Source organism: Bradyrhizobium tropiciagri, assembly GCF_018130545.1.
Lineage (GTDB): Bacteria > Pseudomonadota > Alphaproteobacteria > Rhizobiales > Xanthobacteraceae > Bradyrhizobium > Bradyrhizobium tropiciagri_A.
Genome location: NZ_JAFCKF010000003.1, coordinates 168,797 through 183,761, shown reverse-complemented (window position 1 = coordinate 183,761; position 14,965 = coordinate 168,797). Strand labels below are relative to the sequence as shown.

At 64.8% G+C, this 14,965-nt stretch carries 19 protein-coding genes and 2 tRNA genes; 7 read left to right on the top strand and 14 right to left on the bottom strand.

Translation table 11 applies throughout. From position 1 onward, the window contains the following. Positions 1-25 precede the first annotated feature (25 nt). From JQ616_RS13495 to JQ616_RS13485, 3 genes are all read right to left on the bottom strand, one after another. Complete coding sequence (locus JQ616_RS13495; RefSeq protein ID WP_249136752.1) at positions 26-340, bottom strand: DUF5658 family protein; 315 nt, start codon at positions 338-340, stop codon at positions 26-28. Between the two features lie 154 nt (positions 341-494). Beyond that, positions 495-569, bottom strand: a tRNA-Thr gene (locus tag JQ616_RS13490). 158 nt (positions 570-727) lie between these two features. Next, positions 728-1,165 carry a hypothetical protein gene (locus tag JQ616_RS13485; RefSeq protein ID WP_212015092.1) on the bottom strand — a complete coding sequence of 146 codons (438 nt, stop codon included), beginning with the start codon at positions 1,163-1,165 and terminating at the stop codon, positions 728-730. A 210-nt stretch (positions 1,166-1,375) separates the two neighbouring features. Between JQ616_RS13485 and JQ616_RS13480 the strand changes: the two genes are divergently transcribed. From JQ616_RS13480 to JQ616_RS13465, 4 genes are all read left to right on the top strand, one after another. Continuing rightward, entirely contained in the window at positions 1,376-2,107 is a 732-nt protein-coding gene (locus JQ616_RS13480) for a dienelactone hydrolase family protein (RefSeq protein WP_212015090.1), read from the top strand. A gap of 54 nt (positions 2,108-2,161) precedes the next feature. Further along, a complete protein-coding gene (locus tag JQ616_RS13475) occupies positions 2,162-2,854 on the top strand; it encodes an urease accessory protein (RefSeq protein WP_212015088.1) in 693 nt (230 codons plus the stop codon). Between the two features lie 170 nt (positions 2,855-3,024). Beyond that, positions 3,025-3,498 (top strand): hypothetical protein, encoded by a 474-nt coding sequence (locus JQ616_RS13470; RefSeq protein ID WP_212015086.1) that lies wholly within the window; start codon positions 3,025-3,027, stop codon positions 3,496-3,498. A 91-nt stretch (positions 3,499-3,589) separates the two neighbouring features. Beyond that, positions 3,590-4,030 (top strand): hypothetical protein, encoded by a 441-nt coding sequence (locus JQ616_RS13465; protein WP_212015084.1) that lies wholly within the window; start codon positions 3,590-3,592, stop codon positions 4,028-4,030. A gap of 60 nt (positions 4,031-4,090) precedes the next feature. On the opposite strand, the gene rlmB is transcribed toward JQ616_RS13465, so the two are convergent. After that, positions 4,091-4,915 (bottom strand): 23S rRNA (guanosine(2251)-2'-O)-methyltransferase RlmB, encoded by an 825-nt coding sequence (gene rlmB / locus JQ616_RS13460; protein ID WP_212015082.1) that lies wholly within the window; start codon positions 4,913-4,915, stop codon positions 4,091-4,093. A 194-nt stretch (positions 4,916-5,109) separates the two neighbouring features. On the opposite strand from rlmB, the gene JQ616_RS13455 reads away from it, so the two are divergent. Further along, positions 5,110-5,195: transfer RNA gene (locus JQ616_RS13455), tRNA-Tyr, on the top strand. 92 nt (positions 5,196-5,287) lie between these two features. Then, positions 5,288-5,743: a hypothetical protein gene (locus JQ616_RS13450; protein WP_212015080.1), complete on the top strand. Its 456-nt coding sequence runs from the start codon at positions 5,288-5,290 to the stop codon at positions 5,741-5,743. Positions 5,744-5,861: 118 nt separating this feature from the next. On the opposite strand, the gene JQ616_RS13445 is transcribed toward JQ616_RS13450, so the two are convergent. The 10 genes from JQ616_RS13445 to JQ616_RS13400 all read right to left on the bottom strand — a co-directional run bounded on the left by JQ616_RS13445 (position 5,862) and on the right by JQ616_RS13400 (position 13,788). Continuing rightward, the gene (locus JQ616_RS13445) at positions 5,862-6,332 is read right to left on the bottom strand and encodes a hypothetical protein (protein ID WP_212015078.1); all 471 of its coding nucleotides are present in this window, start codon (positions 6,330-6,332) and stop codon (positions 5,862-5,864) included. A gap of 72 nt (positions 6,333-6,404) precedes the next feature. After that, a complete protein-coding gene (locus JQ616_RS13440; RefSeq protein WP_212015076.1) occupies positions 6,405-7,184 on the bottom strand; it encodes an SDR family oxidoreductase in 780 nt (259 codons plus the stop codon). A gap of 40 nt (positions 7,185-7,224) precedes the next feature. After that, positions 7,225-8,085, bottom strand: a complete 861-nt coding sequence (locus JQ616_RS13435; RefSeq protein ID WP_212015074.1) for a VOC family protein — start codon at positions 8,083-8,085, stop codon at positions 7,225-7,227. Positions 8,086-8,106: 21 nt separating this feature from the next. After that, positions 8,107-8,997: a VOC family protein gene (locus JQ616_RS13430; RefSeq protein WP_212015072.1), complete on the bottom strand. Its 891-nt coding sequence runs from the start codon at positions 8,995-8,997 to the stop codon at positions 8,107-8,109. Then, a complete protein-coding gene (locus JQ616_RS13425; RefSeq protein WP_212015070.1) occupies positions 8,994-9,677 on the bottom strand; it encodes a TetR/AcrR family transcriptional regulator in 684 nt (227 codons plus the stop codon). Before JQ616_RS13425 ends, JQ616_RS13430 begins: the two co-directional genes overlap by 4 nt. A 2-nt stretch (positions 9,678-9,679) precedes the next feature. Beyond that, a complete protein-coding gene (locus tag JQ616_RS13420; RefSeq protein WP_212015069.1) occupies positions 9,680-9,994 on the bottom strand; it encodes a non-heme iron oxygenase ferredoxin subunit in 315 nt (104 codons plus the stop codon). A gap of 10 nt (positions 9,995-10,004) precedes the next feature. Continuing rightward, on the bottom strand, positions 10,005-10,766 hold the full coding sequence (locus tag JQ616_RS13415) for an SDR family oxidoreductase (RefSeq protein WP_212015067.1): 762 nt from the start codon (positions 10,764-10,766) through the stop codon (positions 10,005-10,007). A gap of 13 nt (positions 10,767-10,779) precedes the next feature. Further along, positions 10,780-11,265 (bottom strand): aromatic-ring-hydroxylating dioxygenase subunit beta, encoded by a 486-nt coding sequence (locus tag JQ616_RS13410; protein WP_212015065.1) that lies wholly within the window; start codon positions 11,263-11,265, stop codon positions 10,780-10,782. Positions 11,266-11,278: 13 nt separating this feature from the next. Continuing rightward, a complete protein-coding gene (locus JQ616_RS13405) occupies positions 11,279-12,550 on the bottom strand; it encodes an aromatic ring-hydroxylating oxygenase subunit alpha (protein WP_212015063.1) in 1,272 nt (423 codons plus the stop codon). Positions 12,551-12,579: 29 nt separating this feature from the next. Beyond that, on the bottom strand, positions 12,580-13,788 hold the full coding sequence (locus JQ616_RS13400) for an NAD(P)/FAD-dependent oxidoreductase (protein WP_212015061.1): 1,209 nt from the start codon (positions 13,786-13,788) through the stop codon (positions 12,580-12,582). Between the two features lie 175 nt (positions 13,789-13,963). On the opposite strand from JQ616_RS13400, the gene JQ616_RS13395 reads away from it, so the two are divergent. Continuing rightward, positions 13,964-14,956, top strand: a complete 993-nt coding sequence (locus JQ616_RS13395; protein WP_212015060.1) for an amidohydrolase family protein — start codon at positions 13,964-13,966, stop codon at positions 14,954-14,956. Positions 14,957-14,965 lie beyond the last annotated feature (9 nt).

The following is a 14,965-nucleotide window of genomic DNA, read 5'->3' as shown; positions in this document are numbered from 1 at the left end:
TGGTCTCATCGCGCTTTAGGGTCAGCTAATGGGTGCCCGCGAGGATGATCAGATTGTTGTAGACGGGCGTCGCGATGAAGGCGACCACATAGGCCATCTGGCGCTCGCTCTTGCCGCGCCAAAGCATCCACATCATGAGATAGGTCAAGCCCAGCTTGGCGATGAGCCACCATTCGCCCAGCCATTGCTGGGTGAACCGCATGAACGGGTTGAGCTCACCCATTCCGCGCTGCAATATCTCATTGGTGGTGATGAGATCCGAGTAGCCCATCAGCAGCGCGCAGACCAACAGCGTTGCCTTCAGCAAAGATGTCCGCGCCCGCAGTTGCTGTTCCGTCATCCGGTGCCTGCCCGAGTCGGTGTGTGGCTCCCTGTTGCCCAATTTTGCGGAACCTTTTCGGTGAGTGCAAGCCTCAAACCTCGAGGTCGAACGCCACGCCCGCCAAACCGGGGCTCGGTGGCGCGCCTATTGGCGGTGAGCTGGGGTCGAAAGCTGGTGCCGGCTGAGGGGATTGAACCCCCGACCTTCAGTTTACAAAACTGCTGCTCTACCGCTGAGCTAAGCCGGCGAAATGGTGTGATTTGCGGGCTCGCATAGCAGACTTGGTGCGCCAGAGCCAGAACCAACGCCGGACCCCGCTCGGCTCGGCCAGAGCGTTTCGCCTCCAGCTGGATGGCAAAAGGCGGCCCGAGAGCCGCCTTTTGCGCAGTTAGCCGTTTGCCCGAGCTACTGGCAGGGGTGCTGGAGGCCGTCGCTGCCGCGGAACCAGGTGCCGGGGGTGCAGACAAAGCCATTCTGCCGCGCATATTCCTCGCCGCCCATCGGGGCGCTGCGATAATAGTCCGGGCCGCCGAACGGGGCGGTGGCGATCGCAGCCGCGGTGCCGACCGCACCGCCGACCACGCCGGCGGCGACGTCGGCAGGGCCGGGATCATAACGATTGTAGCTGTCTTGCCAGCTCGGATTCTGCCAGTCGCGGTCCCGCCGGTAGGCGCGGTGGTGATAGGTGGTCGCGGTGGTGCCCGGCGCCATCGTCTGGCATCGGGCGTCCGGCGTGGCATTGGAGCAGCGCACGGCGGTGCCGATGGTCTGTTGCGCCATCGCGGGGGTGGCCATGGCCGTCGCGAGCAGGGCCGCCGCACCAAGAATTTTGAGTTGTGTCATGCAAGGTCTCCTCTCGTCGTAGTGGTGAGCTAATTTCGCTGTGCCGCGCCTGTTCCGACGCAGCCTTGCTCTGCGTTCAAACCGGTGTGAAGTTCCGGCCCCGCGCGCATGATGCGTTCCGGATCACGGTCGATTTTTTGTTTGAGCATGATCCGTATCGGAAAACCGGTGCCCACTTTTCCGGATCACGCTGCCTTTGACGAGAATTGCATGCACACAGGTGACATCGACTACGCCGGCGGCGACGCCAATCTGCGCGGCTATCTCGCATTCAAGGACCGCGGCGCAAAGCGCCCGGGCGTGCTGGTGTTCCATGAAGGACTCGGGCTCGGCGATTTCGCGATGGAGCGGGCGCGCAGGCTTGCCGAGCGCGGCTATGTCGCGCTCGCGGCCGACATGTTCGGCGAGCGGCGACAGGCTGCCGATCTGCAGCAGGCGATGGCGCTGATCGGCGAGCTGCGCACCAATCCGGCGAAACTCCGGGCGCGGGCGCGCGCCGCGTTTGCGACACTGATCGCACTGCCCGAGGTCGATGCCACGAGATGCGCGGCGATCGGCTTCTGCTTCGGCGGCACTGTCGCGCTCGAGTTGGCGCGCGATGGCGCCGAGCTGAAGGCCGCCGTGAGCTTCCACGGCGTGCTCTCGACCACGCAGCCTGCGGCGGCAGGTGCGGTGAAAGCGAGCGTGCTGGTGTTGACCGGCGCCGACGATCCGCTGGCGCCGCCCGATCAGGTCACGGCGTTCGAGACCGAGATGCGCGCCGGCAAGGTTGCCGACTGGCAGGTGATCAGCTACGGCAACGCGCTGCATGGTTTTACCAATCCGACCGCGGACGGCTCGATCATGAAGTCGGCGCTCTACGACGCGCGGCCGACCGCCGCTCCTGGGCGGCGATGCAGGGCCTGTTTGACGAGGTGCTTGTCTGAGGATGTGCTGGCCTGACAAGATCAGCGATGTGGTGTTTGATCTGTCGTCACGCGCCGGCGCGGAGGGTTGATGTTCGGAATCTTGAGTCTTGGTTTTCTGCTCGGCATGCAGCATGCGCTGGAGCCGGATCACATCGCAGCCGTTTCGAGCATCGCGGCGCGCCGCACCCATGTCGGTGACATCGTCAAGCACGGCCTGACCTGGGGCCTCGGCCACACGCTCACGCTGTTCGTCTTTGCCGGTGCGGCGATCCTGCTCGGGCACGCGATCCCGGAGACCGTCGCGGCGCCGATCGAGACCGCGGTCGGAATCATGCTGGTCGGCCTCGGCGCCCATGTCTGGTGGCGGCTGTGGCGCGACCGCGTGCACTTCCACGCCCATTCGCATGGCGCCACCACGCATTTCCACGCTCATAGCCATGCCGGCGAAACCCTGCCGCACGTCCGCGCCGCGCACAGCCATGCGCACGGCTTCCGCTGGCGCACGCTGCTGGTCGGCCTGATGCACGGCATGGCGGGCTCGGCGGCGCTGCTGGTGCTGACGGTGTCGCAGGCGCCGAGCCCGGTGATCGGGCTCGGCTATGTCGCGCTGTTCGGCATCGGCTCGATGATCGGCATGGGCGTGCTGTCCAGCGTGATCGCGGTGCCGCTGGCGGCATCGGCGCGCTGGCTGACCTGGGCCAATCGCGGCCTTCAGGTCGCGGTCGGTGCGGTCACGATTGCGATCGGCATCCACTCGATCATCGAGAACGCCTTTACCTGATGGGGGCCCGGAGGGCCGGCCGTTAACGATTTCTGATCCCGCCCGGCCGCATTGACCGGATGCCGATGCTTACGCGTTAGGCTTACCGCCAGTTTGGCCCGCGTCCTTAACCCTTCCGCCAAGCCGTTGGATTAGGCTGCGGATGGAACAATTCGGGACGCTGGGTGAACATGCGCGCAAGTCTTGCGCTGGCGATATTGGCTGCGATGACCTCGACGGCGCTGGCCGGCGGCGGCTTCGACATCGTCGTGCCCTCGCGCCCCGGCGTGCCCATTATCATCAACGGCGTCGACGCCTCCTATGCGGTGGTTGAAAGCGCGATGGGGCTTGCCCGCAACGACTCGATGGTGCCGACTGTCTATGGCGGCCGCCCGATCGATCCCGAGCCGAATGTCGGCCATTATTATCCGAGCCTCGGCCGCATGCCGGGTTACGGCCGGCTCGAGATCGAGCCGCCGGCCAACCGCAAGCTGCCCAAGCCGGCCGAGAGCTATCACGAATCGTGGGGGGCGCACTCCGCACCGCTGCCGGCGCAGTCCAACGTGCCGGTCGATCCCCCGCCCGTGATCTACGCGCCGCAGTTCAACGGGCCGCGGCCGCTGCCGGGTCCGCCGATGCGGCCACCGCGACCGAGAGGCCCCTAAATCAAGAGCCCTCCGGCAGAGGGCCCTTCATAGCCACCAAGAGCTACGCGACGACAACAAGACCTACAGGCAAGATCTACAGGAGAGAGTAATGCGTCAAATGATCAAAGGACTGATTGCGGCGGTGGCCGTCATGGTGACCGCGCCCGCAATGGCGTGCGGCTTCAACCCGTGCGGCTATTCCGCGCCCGTCGTGAATTACGGCTGTGGCGGTTGCGGCGGCTATAGCGGTTACGGTTATGGTTACGGCGCGGTCGAGCGTCTGCCCGATCCGGATGCTGCCTATCCCAGCGCGCCGCAGCAGTACTACTACGTCAACCAGGGCCCGACCTACACCGGCCCGGGCAATTGGGCACCGCATCCGTACTACCGCGAAGGCTACGGCCGCCCGTATTACGGCCATCGGCACTATGGCTATGGCTACCGTCATTACGGTTACCGCCATCACTACGGTTACCGCCCGCACTATGGCTATCGCTACGGCTACGCGCCGCATCGCTACGGCCATCCGGTGCTGCGCCGCTACTACTGATCCGGCGACCAATCGACAATATCAACGCCCGTTCGCGTCACGCGAGCGGGCGTTTTTCGTTCACATCAGCCCAAGCCGGCTGGCGCCGATATAGAGCGCGAGCACGCAGGCGTTCGACACGTTCAGGCTCTTGATCTCGCCGGGCATGTCGAGGCGGGCGACGACGCGGCAGGTGTCGCGCGTCAATTGCCGCAGGCCCTTGCCTTCGGCGCCGAGCACCAGCGCGAGCGGCTGCTGCAGCGCGACCTTGCCGAGATCTTCCGTGCCCTCGCTGTCGAGGCCGACGGTCTGGAAACCGCGATCGTTCAATTCGTTCAGCGCGCGTGCCAGGTTCTGCACCGTGACCATGGGAACCAGCTCGAGCGCGCCGGAGGCGGACTTCGCCAGCACGCCGGTCGCCTCCGGGCTGTGGCGGGCGGTGGTGACGATCGCCTTCACCGCGAACGCCGCGGCCGAGCGCAGGATGGCGCCGACATTGTGCGGATCGGTGATCTGGTCGAGCACCAGCACGATGCCCTCCAGCGCCAGCGTGTCGATGTCGGGCGAGGGCAGGGGATCGGCCTCCGCCAGGAGGCCCTGATGCACGGCATCGGGGGTGAGGCGGCGGTCGATATCACCGGGGCGGACGATTTCCGGGGTGACGCGGGTGGCGATGTTTTCGTCGGCGAGCCGCTTGGCGGCGTTCTCGGTGAGGTAAAGCTTGCGGATCTGGCGCTCCGGGTTGGCCAGCGCCGCCGCCACCGTGTGCCAGCCATACAGAATCACCGGTCCGTCGGAACCGGATTCGCGCTCCCGGCGGCCGGGCGGGCGGCCGAATTTCGGCCCTTTTTGGAAGGGTTTACCGCCCTTGCCTCGGAAATTGGGTTTGCGGTCGCGATCGCTCATGTGAGGCTTGTGTCACGGCTCCCGATTATTGGCAATTTAACCGGCAAATCGGGTGCTGGCTTGGTTGACTTTGGGGACCGCCTTCGCCCATAAACGCGCCCGACCGCGCACCCGCTTCGGGTCGGCCGGTTATCAGCGTCATTTCGATGACCCGGTCCGCCGCCACTCGCGCGGCCGGTCTGATGCTGTTGGACGGGGGAGTGTCCCGAGTGGCAAAGGGAGCTGACTGTAAATCAGCCGCCTCATGGCTTCGCAGGTTCGAGTCCTGCCTCCCCCACCAATCAAATCAATCTCTTAGAGACGGTGTGCTTCCCAACCGGTCCGTGCTTCCCAGAATTGGGAAGCGTATGGGAAGCATTAGCGCTGAGGACGGTGATTCTACTGAATCCTCAAAAGTTGCGGGAAACTCTCGTCTACACGTCGCCGGGGCTAGATTTCATTCCGATCCAATTTTCAACCGGCAAGGGGCCGCTGCGTGAGTGGCCCCTTTCGATTCAGCGCCTACAAGAAGGGCTGGTTGAGATGCATTTTCTTTTGGCGATTATCGCCTTCATCGCTTTGGTGGCTATCAACGTCGGCTTCAAAAGCATACGGGCGTCAACTATCCGTCGAACAGCGCTTTGCGTTCTATGCGGCGTCGTGCGCGAAAGGCCGGCAAGAACGAATGGCAGGCCGTTGTTGACAACATCGCGCGCAAGCAGACGCGAAACGCCACGAAGCAGCAGTAGCCAAAGCCGGCGTCTCAGTAGCTCAACTGAGAACATCGGCACGCACAGCCACATCGCGCTCTATGTCACCCATCCAATTTTCGACCGGCTGGACAAGTAAACGAAACGGATGGAAGGTTTCCGTTGCCGCTGAGTCAAGTTGCGCAGGAGGCGATTTTCGGCTCTAGGGGCGCAGCGTTCAGCCATTGCGCTGCTCCGGTGCAACTCGCGGGGCCGATTCAGCACATAATTTGATTGCACCAATCAATAAATATAGAGGTTTGCTCGCCGGATTTGGGCAGTTGACCTTTCACTGACTTGACCTTGAACGAAAGGTTCCGCCCATCATAGGCCGGATCGCTAAGTTGCATCACCGACACCTGGTAGGCTCCATCGACCCAAACCGTGAATCCGGCATTTGGGGGGCTGCTCTGGAAGCTATTGTCTTTGCCCTTCGCCCATCCATCGACAAAGTCCTGCACGGACACCGTATCGGCCACCCGGCGGGGTCGGTCGGCAAACATCACGATCCGCGGCGAAACCTCCGATAGGGTCACGGTCGTTCCATTGAACGACAGTTTGTTTGCAGTAGAAATGAAGAGCCAACTGGTATTCTTGTCATTACGCGCGATGGTCTCGGCCATCTCGGCGACTGCGGAAGAAGCGAAAACCATCACTCCCAGAAGGGCGGTGACAAAAGTCTTCAACATGTTGAACACTCCGCGTTTTGTGCCAAATAATTGAGGCCTGCGCGCTCTCCTTGTCAATCGCTCTACCCGGGATCAGAACGTACCGGGATAGGCGCCACCGTCGATCAGGATGTTCTGGCCGGTGATGTAGCCCGCCTGCGCCGAGCACAGGAACGCGCAGGTCGCGCCGAATTCGTGCGGATGGCCGAAGCGTTTGGTCGGGTTCGTGGTGCGGATCTCTTCCGTGACCTCCGCTACGCCGCGCGAGGTATTTTTCGCCAGTGCCGCCAGGTTTGACTTCAGGCGGTCGGTGTCGAAGGTGCCGGGCAGCAGATTGTTCACGGTCACATTGTGTTCGGCGACCGAGCGTGCGAGCCCGGCAACGAATCCGGTGAGGCCGGTGCGTGCGCCGTTCGACAGCGCGAGCATCGCAACCGGTGCCTTCACCGCATGCGAGGTCACGTTGACGATGCGGCCGAACCGGCGCGCGATCATGCCGTCGAGCGTCGCCTTGATCAGCGCGATCGGCGCCAGCATGTTGCCGTCGAGCGCCTTGATCCAGTCGTCGCGTTCGAATTTGCGGAAGTCGCCCGGTGGCGGCCCGCCGGCATTGGTGACGAGGATGTCGGGGGCGGGGCAGGCGGCGAGCAGCGCGCCGCGCCCGTCCGCCGTGGTCACGTCGGCGATCACGGGCCTGGGGCGGTTGCCGGTCGCGGCCGCGATCTCGTCGGCCGCGCTCTCCAGGATGTCGCGCCGGCGCGCCGCAATGACCAGTTCGACGCCTTCACGGGCGAGAGCCATCGCACTTGCCTTGCCGAGCCCCTGGCTCGCGGCGCAGACGATCGCCGTGCGCCCCTTCAATCCCAGATCCATGCGTCCTCGCTGTGCGGCGCCCTGACGGGTGATGCGGTTGTCAGTCGTTGGGAAGCGTCATGCCGGCGGGCTTTGCGCCCCACATGCAGAAGCTTGTTGGTTCAAAGCCGAACTGCCGCGGCCGGTGCGTCGCCTCGTCCTCGATCTCGTCGACGCCGACGGAGTATTCGAAGATCATGCCGTCCGGTCCCCTGAAGTAGAGGAAGCGGGCGCCCGACGTCGGGTGCCGGCCGGGTCCGAACACGATCGGCACGCGCTTCTCGTTGAGGAAATAGTAGGAGCGCAGCACGTCGTCGCTGCTTTCGACCTGGTGGTTGATGTGCTGGATGCCGGCGCGCGGCGCCCGCACCAGCGCGATGGTGTGGTGGATGGCGTTGACGCGCATCAGCGGGATATCGCCGATGCGGTCGCTGACGCGCGCGTTGCAGACCTGGGTCCAGAACCGTTCGTCACGCGCGGGATCGGTCGAATTCAGTCCGATATGGCTGAAGCCGGTGATCCCGGCGTCGCGGCTGGCGAAATAGCGCCGCCCGCTGCGCTCCGGCCGCACCACGAGTTCGACGTGATTGCCGGTCGGGTCGCGAAAGCCGATGAAGGCCTTCACCTTGCGCTGCTCGGCCTCCTCAGCGGTGCCGGCATGCACGGGATGACCGAGCTGCTCCAGCGTGGACGCTGCGTCCTGCAGGCTCGCCTCGTCTTCGACCTCGAAGCCGACGGTCTGGCTGTTCGGATCGCCTTCCGAATAGCACAGCGTGTGGGCGCGCGCGTCGGAGCGCAGATAGAGATCCTTCTTGCCGCGATCGGCGACCTGCAGGCCGAGGCAGACGGTGGCAAAATGCTCCGCCGATTCAAGGTCAGGCGAACCGAGGCGGACGTAGCTGACATCCTTGAGCTGGATCATGCGTGGTCTCCGTTTTCCGCTTCAGCCGGGCGCGTCGAGTTCGGGCACGTCGTTGCTGGCGCTGCCCCAGTCGCAGAGCGAGGTGGCAAGAAGCGGGAATTGCCGCGCCAGCCGCGGCTTGTCGCCGAGCTCGGCCATGCCGTTGACGTAGGAAAAGATCAGGCCGTCCGGCCCCTCGACATGCAGGAAGATCTGCCGCGACGCCGGCTCGCGGCCGGGACCTTGCACGATCTTGATCTGGCTCTCCTGCATGAAATGGCTGTTCTGCATGATCTGATCGAGCGCCTCGACCTCGAAGGCGGCGTAGAGCAAGCCGTTACGCTTGGAGGGATAGAGCGCGATGCGGTGATGCATCGCGTCGATCCGCAAGTATGCGATGTCGCCGACCCAGTCGCTGACGTCGGCGCCGAGGGCCTTCCAGAACGCCGTGTCGCGGACGTGGTCGGTGGTCCGCAGACCGACGCTGTGGAATTGCACGATGCCGGCGTCGCGTGCCGGGAAATAGCGCCGTCCACTGCGGCGCGGACGCACCACGAGGTCGATCCGATTGCCGGAGGCGTCCTGCGCCAGCAGCGCCGATTGCACATGGCGACGGCGGCATTCCGCCGGCGTCGCCTCGGCAACGGTGAAGTGAAGATCGCGCAATCGCGTTGCGATCTCCGCCAGTGCCTTGTCGTCCCATACCTCGATGCCGATGCTCGCATCATCCATCGAATCCTTGGCCGGATTCTTGGCGAAGCTCACCGTGCGGAAACGATCGTCGGAGCGGAAGGCGATCTCGCCGTCGTCATCGGCGACGCGTTGCAGGCCGAAAATGTCGGATACGAACCGCGCGCCGGCAGTCGGCTCGCTGACCGCGAGGCGGACGTAGCAGACCGACGTGATCAGCGGGGTCGCCGTGCCGTTGTTCATCGTGCCCGCGCTTTCGGCGTTTGCGCTTCGAGGAAGATCTTGATCATGCGCCGCCAAACCGCGAATAACTCGTCGAACCATTTCGGATCGTTATCCCAGAGCGTGCGCAGGGCCATGCCGCGGACCAGGCTCAGTGTCAGCGCGACGATGTCGGGCGCCAGTGCCGCCGGCACGCCGCTCGCGGCCAGCGCCTCGGTCCAGGCCGTCTCCACCGGCCGGCGCGCCTTGCGCGAGATCTCGAGGATCTGCTTGCGCACGGCGTCGTCGGTCGAGGTCGACAGCACGATGTCGATCGCCACCATGAAGTGCTCGCTGAAGAAGAATTCGCGGGCGTCCTCGATCACCGCCTCGATCAGGTCGCGCGGCCGGTTGACCGCGGCGGCGCGCCGGCGGCTCAGCACCTGGGCCTGTTCGAACACATATTCCAGCGTCGCGACGACGAGCGAATCCTTGGTCGGGAAGTGATGCAACTGCGCGCCGCGCGAGAGGCCGGCCTCGGCCGCGACGTCGGCGGTGCGGAAGCGGGCATAGCCGCGGCGGCGGATCAGGTTGGCGGCCGCTTTGAGGATCAGCGTGCGGGTGGCTTCGGTGCGTTCGGCCTGGGTACGCCGCCGCGTCGGAGCGATGGGGCGGCGCGCGGATTTCTGCGGAGCGGTAAGGCGGTCGGGACGGCTTGCCATATTCAAACCTCGATCTGAACGTTCCCGTCGACGATGCTGACGGGATATGTCTTCAACGGAATTTCACAGGGCATGCCGGTCGGCAAGCCGGTGGTCACGTCGAATGTACCGAAGTGGAAGGTGCATTCCACGATCTTGCCGTTGAGGATACCTTCCAGCGATAGCGACGCTTCGCCATGGGTGCACATGTCGGCGGTGGCATAGATCAGGTCCTCGACGCGGTAGAGCGCGACGTTGGAGCCGTCGGGCAGGGGGGCCTGCTTGATCTCGCCTTCGACCACGTCGTCCGCAGCGCAGAGGATCACTGTTTCAGCCATCGCCGCGTCCCTACAACATGGTGCTGCCGCCGTTCACGCTGATGACCTGGCCGGTCACGAACGAGGCTTCGGCGGAGGCAAGGTAGGAGACCATGGAGGCGACTTCCTCCATCTCGGCTGGACGGCCCATCGGAATGACGCTGACGAATTTGGCGGCAAGCGCGGGATTGCTCTTGGTGATCGCAACCATCTGCGGCGTATTCACCGCGCAGGGCGCCACCGTGTTGACGGTGATGTTGTCACGGGCGAATTCGCGCGCCATGCCGGTGGTCAGCCCGTGCACGCCGCCCTTGGCCGCATTGTAGGCGGCGTGGTCCCACAGGCCGTTGCGGACGGAGTCCGCGCCGAGATTGACGATCCGGCCGTATTTTTGCGCCCGCATCTTGGGAACGGCGTACCAGGAGCACCACAGCACGGTCCACAGATTGCGGTCGATCGTGGTCTTCAGCGTCTCCGGCGAATGCTCGGCGAACGCCTTGATGATGCCGCCGCCGGCATTGTTGACCAGGATGTCGAGCCGGCCGAAGGCCTCCGTCGCCAGATTGATGGTCTTCTCTGCGACCGCCTGATCGGAGAGATCGCCGGCATGGCTCGTCACCTCCGCGCCGAACTCTTTTCTGAGATGCGCAGATGCCTGGCTCAAGCCGGCCTCGTCGAGATCGGCGATCACGAGCCTGGCGCCGTCCCGCGCCAGCCGCTCGGCGATGGCAAGGCCGATACCCTTGGCGGCGCCGGTGACGATGGCAACGCTGTTGTGAAGCTTTCTGTCCATGTCCGTCATGTCGCTAGAGGATGATACTGACCCGGCCCTGCGTGCGCAGGCCTTCGCTGTCGAGCAGGCAGCGCTTTTCCCTGATGCGCAGCCGGCCATTCTCCGCCACCAGACGGTAGCGGTGGCTGCCGAAATAGGTGTCGGTCACGCCGTCCTTGGTCCGATAGGTGATGAAGGACGATCCGACCTCGATCTCGTCGTCGCTGCGGTTGCGGATCCGGACATTGCTGACGAGGTGACGGGTGCGCGAATGCGGAAACTCGGCATGCGCGGTGCGCTTCATCAGCCGCTTGACGCGCTCGGAGAGGCGGAAGCGGTCGTCGGCGACGTAGAACAGGTTCTTGTCCGGCGAGGAGTCGGGGGCGACGTCGGTCGACGGCACGTAGTAGATCGCATCCTCCGTGAACAGTTCGAGCCATTCCGGAAGCCGCCATTCGTCGAGCAGATCGGCCTCGGTGAACAGGAAGTCCTCGATATCGGCGCGTGAGATGTCTTGCATGGTCGTCTCCATCTCAGGCCGACGCCTGGAACACGTGCCTGTTCCAGTTCGACCAGAACGCCCGCATCTGCAACTCGTCGTCATAGGACGGTGTGGCCTTACCCATGCCCTTGGAGATGTCGTTCCACTGCGCTTCCGCGGAGTTGCGGAAGCCGCGCTGGCACTGCTCCAGCGCCTCGACGTCGTCGGGGGTTGCGAAGCCGCCCGGTCCGAGAAATTCGAGGAAATTGTACAGGCGGTATTTGCGCGCCCAGTCGGTTTCCTCGCGCGGCGCCAGCGCCCAGGCGCTGATGTTCATGAAGTCGGGCGCGAGCGGGTAATAGGTGCGGATCGTCACCGCCATGATGTCGTTGACGACGAGGTTGGGGAACACGAAGAGGTTGCGGTTGTAGAGGGCGATGCGCTTGGCGCGGGCCTCGCCGTGGCGCTGCACGAGCCCCTGATAGAGGCGGTCGATCTCCGCTTTTCCGTCCTCGCCCCACATCGGGATCCATTGCGCGACTGGGCGCCCCCACGGCGCCTTGTATTCGAGCACGGCGTGGCCGTTGCCGAGATCGTGTGCGGCGCCGTCGAGCGGCACCGGCGCGAGGCCGCCATTGGTGGCCTTCAGGTAATCGAAATAGGTCGCGTGCGTGGTCAGCGCATGATAGCCGTCGATCGAATTCTCGGTCAGCAGCTTCCAGTTGGCGCGCATGGAATATTCCTGCGTGCCGCCGACGATGGTCATGCCGGTTTCGGCCTGGTCGGCGATAACGTCGAGATATTCCTTCACCGGGCCGAGGTATTCGTCGAGGCTGACGGCGTTGCGGTCGAAGCAGATGAAGTTGAAGTCGCGATAGCCCTCGAAGCGGCCGACCTGCTGCATGTTGGAGGTGCCGCGTTCCTTGAAGTCCGGCGCGTAGGACGCTTCGCCCGGCTGGCTGCGCAGCGCGCCGTCGAGGCCGAACACCCAGCCATGGTAGAAGCACTGGAACGACTTGGCATTGCCGCGCTTTTCGCGGCAGACCTGCGCGCCGCGGTGCGGGCAGGTGTTGAACATCGCGCGCAGCGTGCCCTTGGCATCGCGCGCAAACAGGATGGTGCGGCCGCCGACCTGGCGGGTGACGAAGTCGCCCGGCTTCGGGATCTCGGAGCTGTGGCCGAGATAGAGCCAGCATTTGTCGAAGATCTGCGCGCGTTCCGCTTCGAGGATATCCGGATCGACAAAGGCCTGACGCGAGACCTTGAAGATCTGCTTGGATTCGTCGACCATGAGGGCCGTGTTCATTCGCTGGAACGCGTTCATCGCTGTCTCTCCCTCAAAGGTTCTTGTCGTCATTTCAACGCGGCCCGCAGGTCGTAGGCCGGCGATTCCAGGTCGGACCGGGCCGGGCGCCGGGCGGCTGCAATGACCCGCCGCAACATCGCCATCTCCTTGGCTGAATTGACCGACAGGGCGCCGACGATGTCGCTGCCGCGCATCGCGATGACTGAGAATTTGCCGGATGCGACGTCGCCGCGGAGGATGTGGTCGCTGTCGAGCATGTCGCCGGCGACCTGGATGTTGAGGTCGTATTGGTCGGTCCAGAACCACGGCGGGTCATTGTAGTCCCGCGGCTCGCCGATCATGTTGGCGGCAACCGCGATGGCCTGGTTCTGGGCATTGGCCCAGGTCTCGACGCGGATGGCGCGGCCGTGACAACGGCTCCACTGCAACGCCGCGTCGCCGGCGCAGAATACCTCAGGCGCCGCCGTGCGGCCGCATGAATCGACGGCGATGCCGCCCGCGGCCGGCAGGCCGAGCCGCTCGGCAACGGTCGCAACCGGCTCGACGCCGATGCCGACCAGCACGAGATCGGCCGCAATCTCGGTGCCGTCACTGAGCCGCAGGCCGTTGGGCGTTGTGCCGCTCACGGTGGCTCCGAGCCGAAACGTGACGTCGTGACTGCGATGCTTGGCCGCAACGAGGTCGCTGACGACGGCGGGAAACGCACGCGCGAGCAGGCGCTGCTCGCTCTCGATCACCGTGACCTGGCAGCCATGCTTGGCGGCGGCGCAGGCCGCCTCCAGCCCGATCACGCCGCCGCCGACGATCACAATGCGCGCCTTGCCCTGGATCGACTGACGAAAGCGCAGCGCATCCTCGACATTGCGCAAATACTGCACCTCGAGCCCGCAGCTCTCGAGCTGGGCGAGCCGGCGAGGGCGGGTGCCAGTTGCCACCAGCAGCCGGTCGAACGCGAAGACGCGGCCATCGGCGGTTGCGACGGTGCGGCGGCCGGCATCACAATCGGTGACGGGCGCGCTTGTCTCCAGCTTGACGTCGAGATCGTTCCAGGCGCTGGCCTGCTTGATGTAAGCGACCGGCTTGTCGGCGGCCGCGAGCATGTCCTTGGAGAGCTGGGGCCGTTCGTAGGGCGGGTGAGGCTCATCGCCGAGCATCGTGATCGCACCTGCGAAGCCGCGCGCACGCAACGCCTCGGCGGCGCGCCCGCCGGCCTGGCCCGCGCCTGCAATGACGATATGTCGAGGGGGGGCCGACACCTTTCGCTTTCGCTCCCTGATCCTGTTGCGGTGTGGCGGCGCGATGTCAGCGGCAGCCGGCAACAATTGTTTCGATTGCGTCCAAGTTAAAAACAGTCCAACCTGATTGTAAAGTGATATCGCGCGCTGCCCTGCCGGACCTGTCGCCGCGGCGCATAACAATCGAGGAAGCGTCTTGGCCGAGGCAATCGATACCCACACCCACTTCGTGCCGCGCAGCATCCCGCTCGAGCCCGGGCGCAATCCGCTGTGGCCGTCGGTCGAGCTGCGGGGCAGTGACGGCGCCGCCGCGGTGATGGTCGGCGGAAAAGTGTTCCGCGTGATCGATTCCAGGAGCTGGGAGGCGAGCCGGCGCATCGACGACATGGCGGTCGACGATGTCGACGTGCAGGTGATTTCGCCGATGCCCGAACTGCTGTCGCATTGGTTTCCGCCCGGAGACGCGGACGTCCTCGCGCGTCATGTCAATGAGGGCATCGCGTCGCTTTGCGGTGCGCATCCGCGTCGCTTCATTGGGATCGGAATGGTGCCGATGCAGGATCCATCGCTTGCGGCAAAACGTCTCGATGAGGTCAAGGCGCTCGGCCTCGTCGGCATCGAAATCGGGACCCACATCAACGGTATTGCGCTCGGCGACGCCAGGCTGGACGAGGTCTACGCGGCGGCGGAGCAGGCGGGGCTGATGGTGATGATCCATCCACTGCATCCGCTCGGTCTCGACCGCATGGGCGGCCGGTTGGAGCTCGCGGCGGTCGCCGCATTCCCGCTCGAGACGGCCTTCGCCGCGGTGTCGCTGATGACCAACGCGATCCCGGAGCGCTTTCCAGGTTTGCGCATTCTGCTCAGCCATGGCGGCGGTGCGCTGCCCTGGATCCTGCCGCGACTGCGCCATGCGCGCAGCATCGGACCGCCGCTGGATGGCTTGTTTCCAAGGGATCCCGGCGAGATCGCCAAGGCGTTCTACTACGACAGCATCCTGTATGACCGCGAGGCGCTCGGCTATCTCGTCGCCAAGGTTGGAAAGGACCGCATCGTTGCCGGCTCGGACTATCCGTTCACCATCAAGCAGGATCGTCCCGCTGCATTCGCCGAGGAAGCGCTCGGCGTTGCCCGCGAAACCTTCGCCGCCAACGCGCGCCGTCTGCTTGGCTTCGAGGTGGGAGGTTGATCGTGAGGG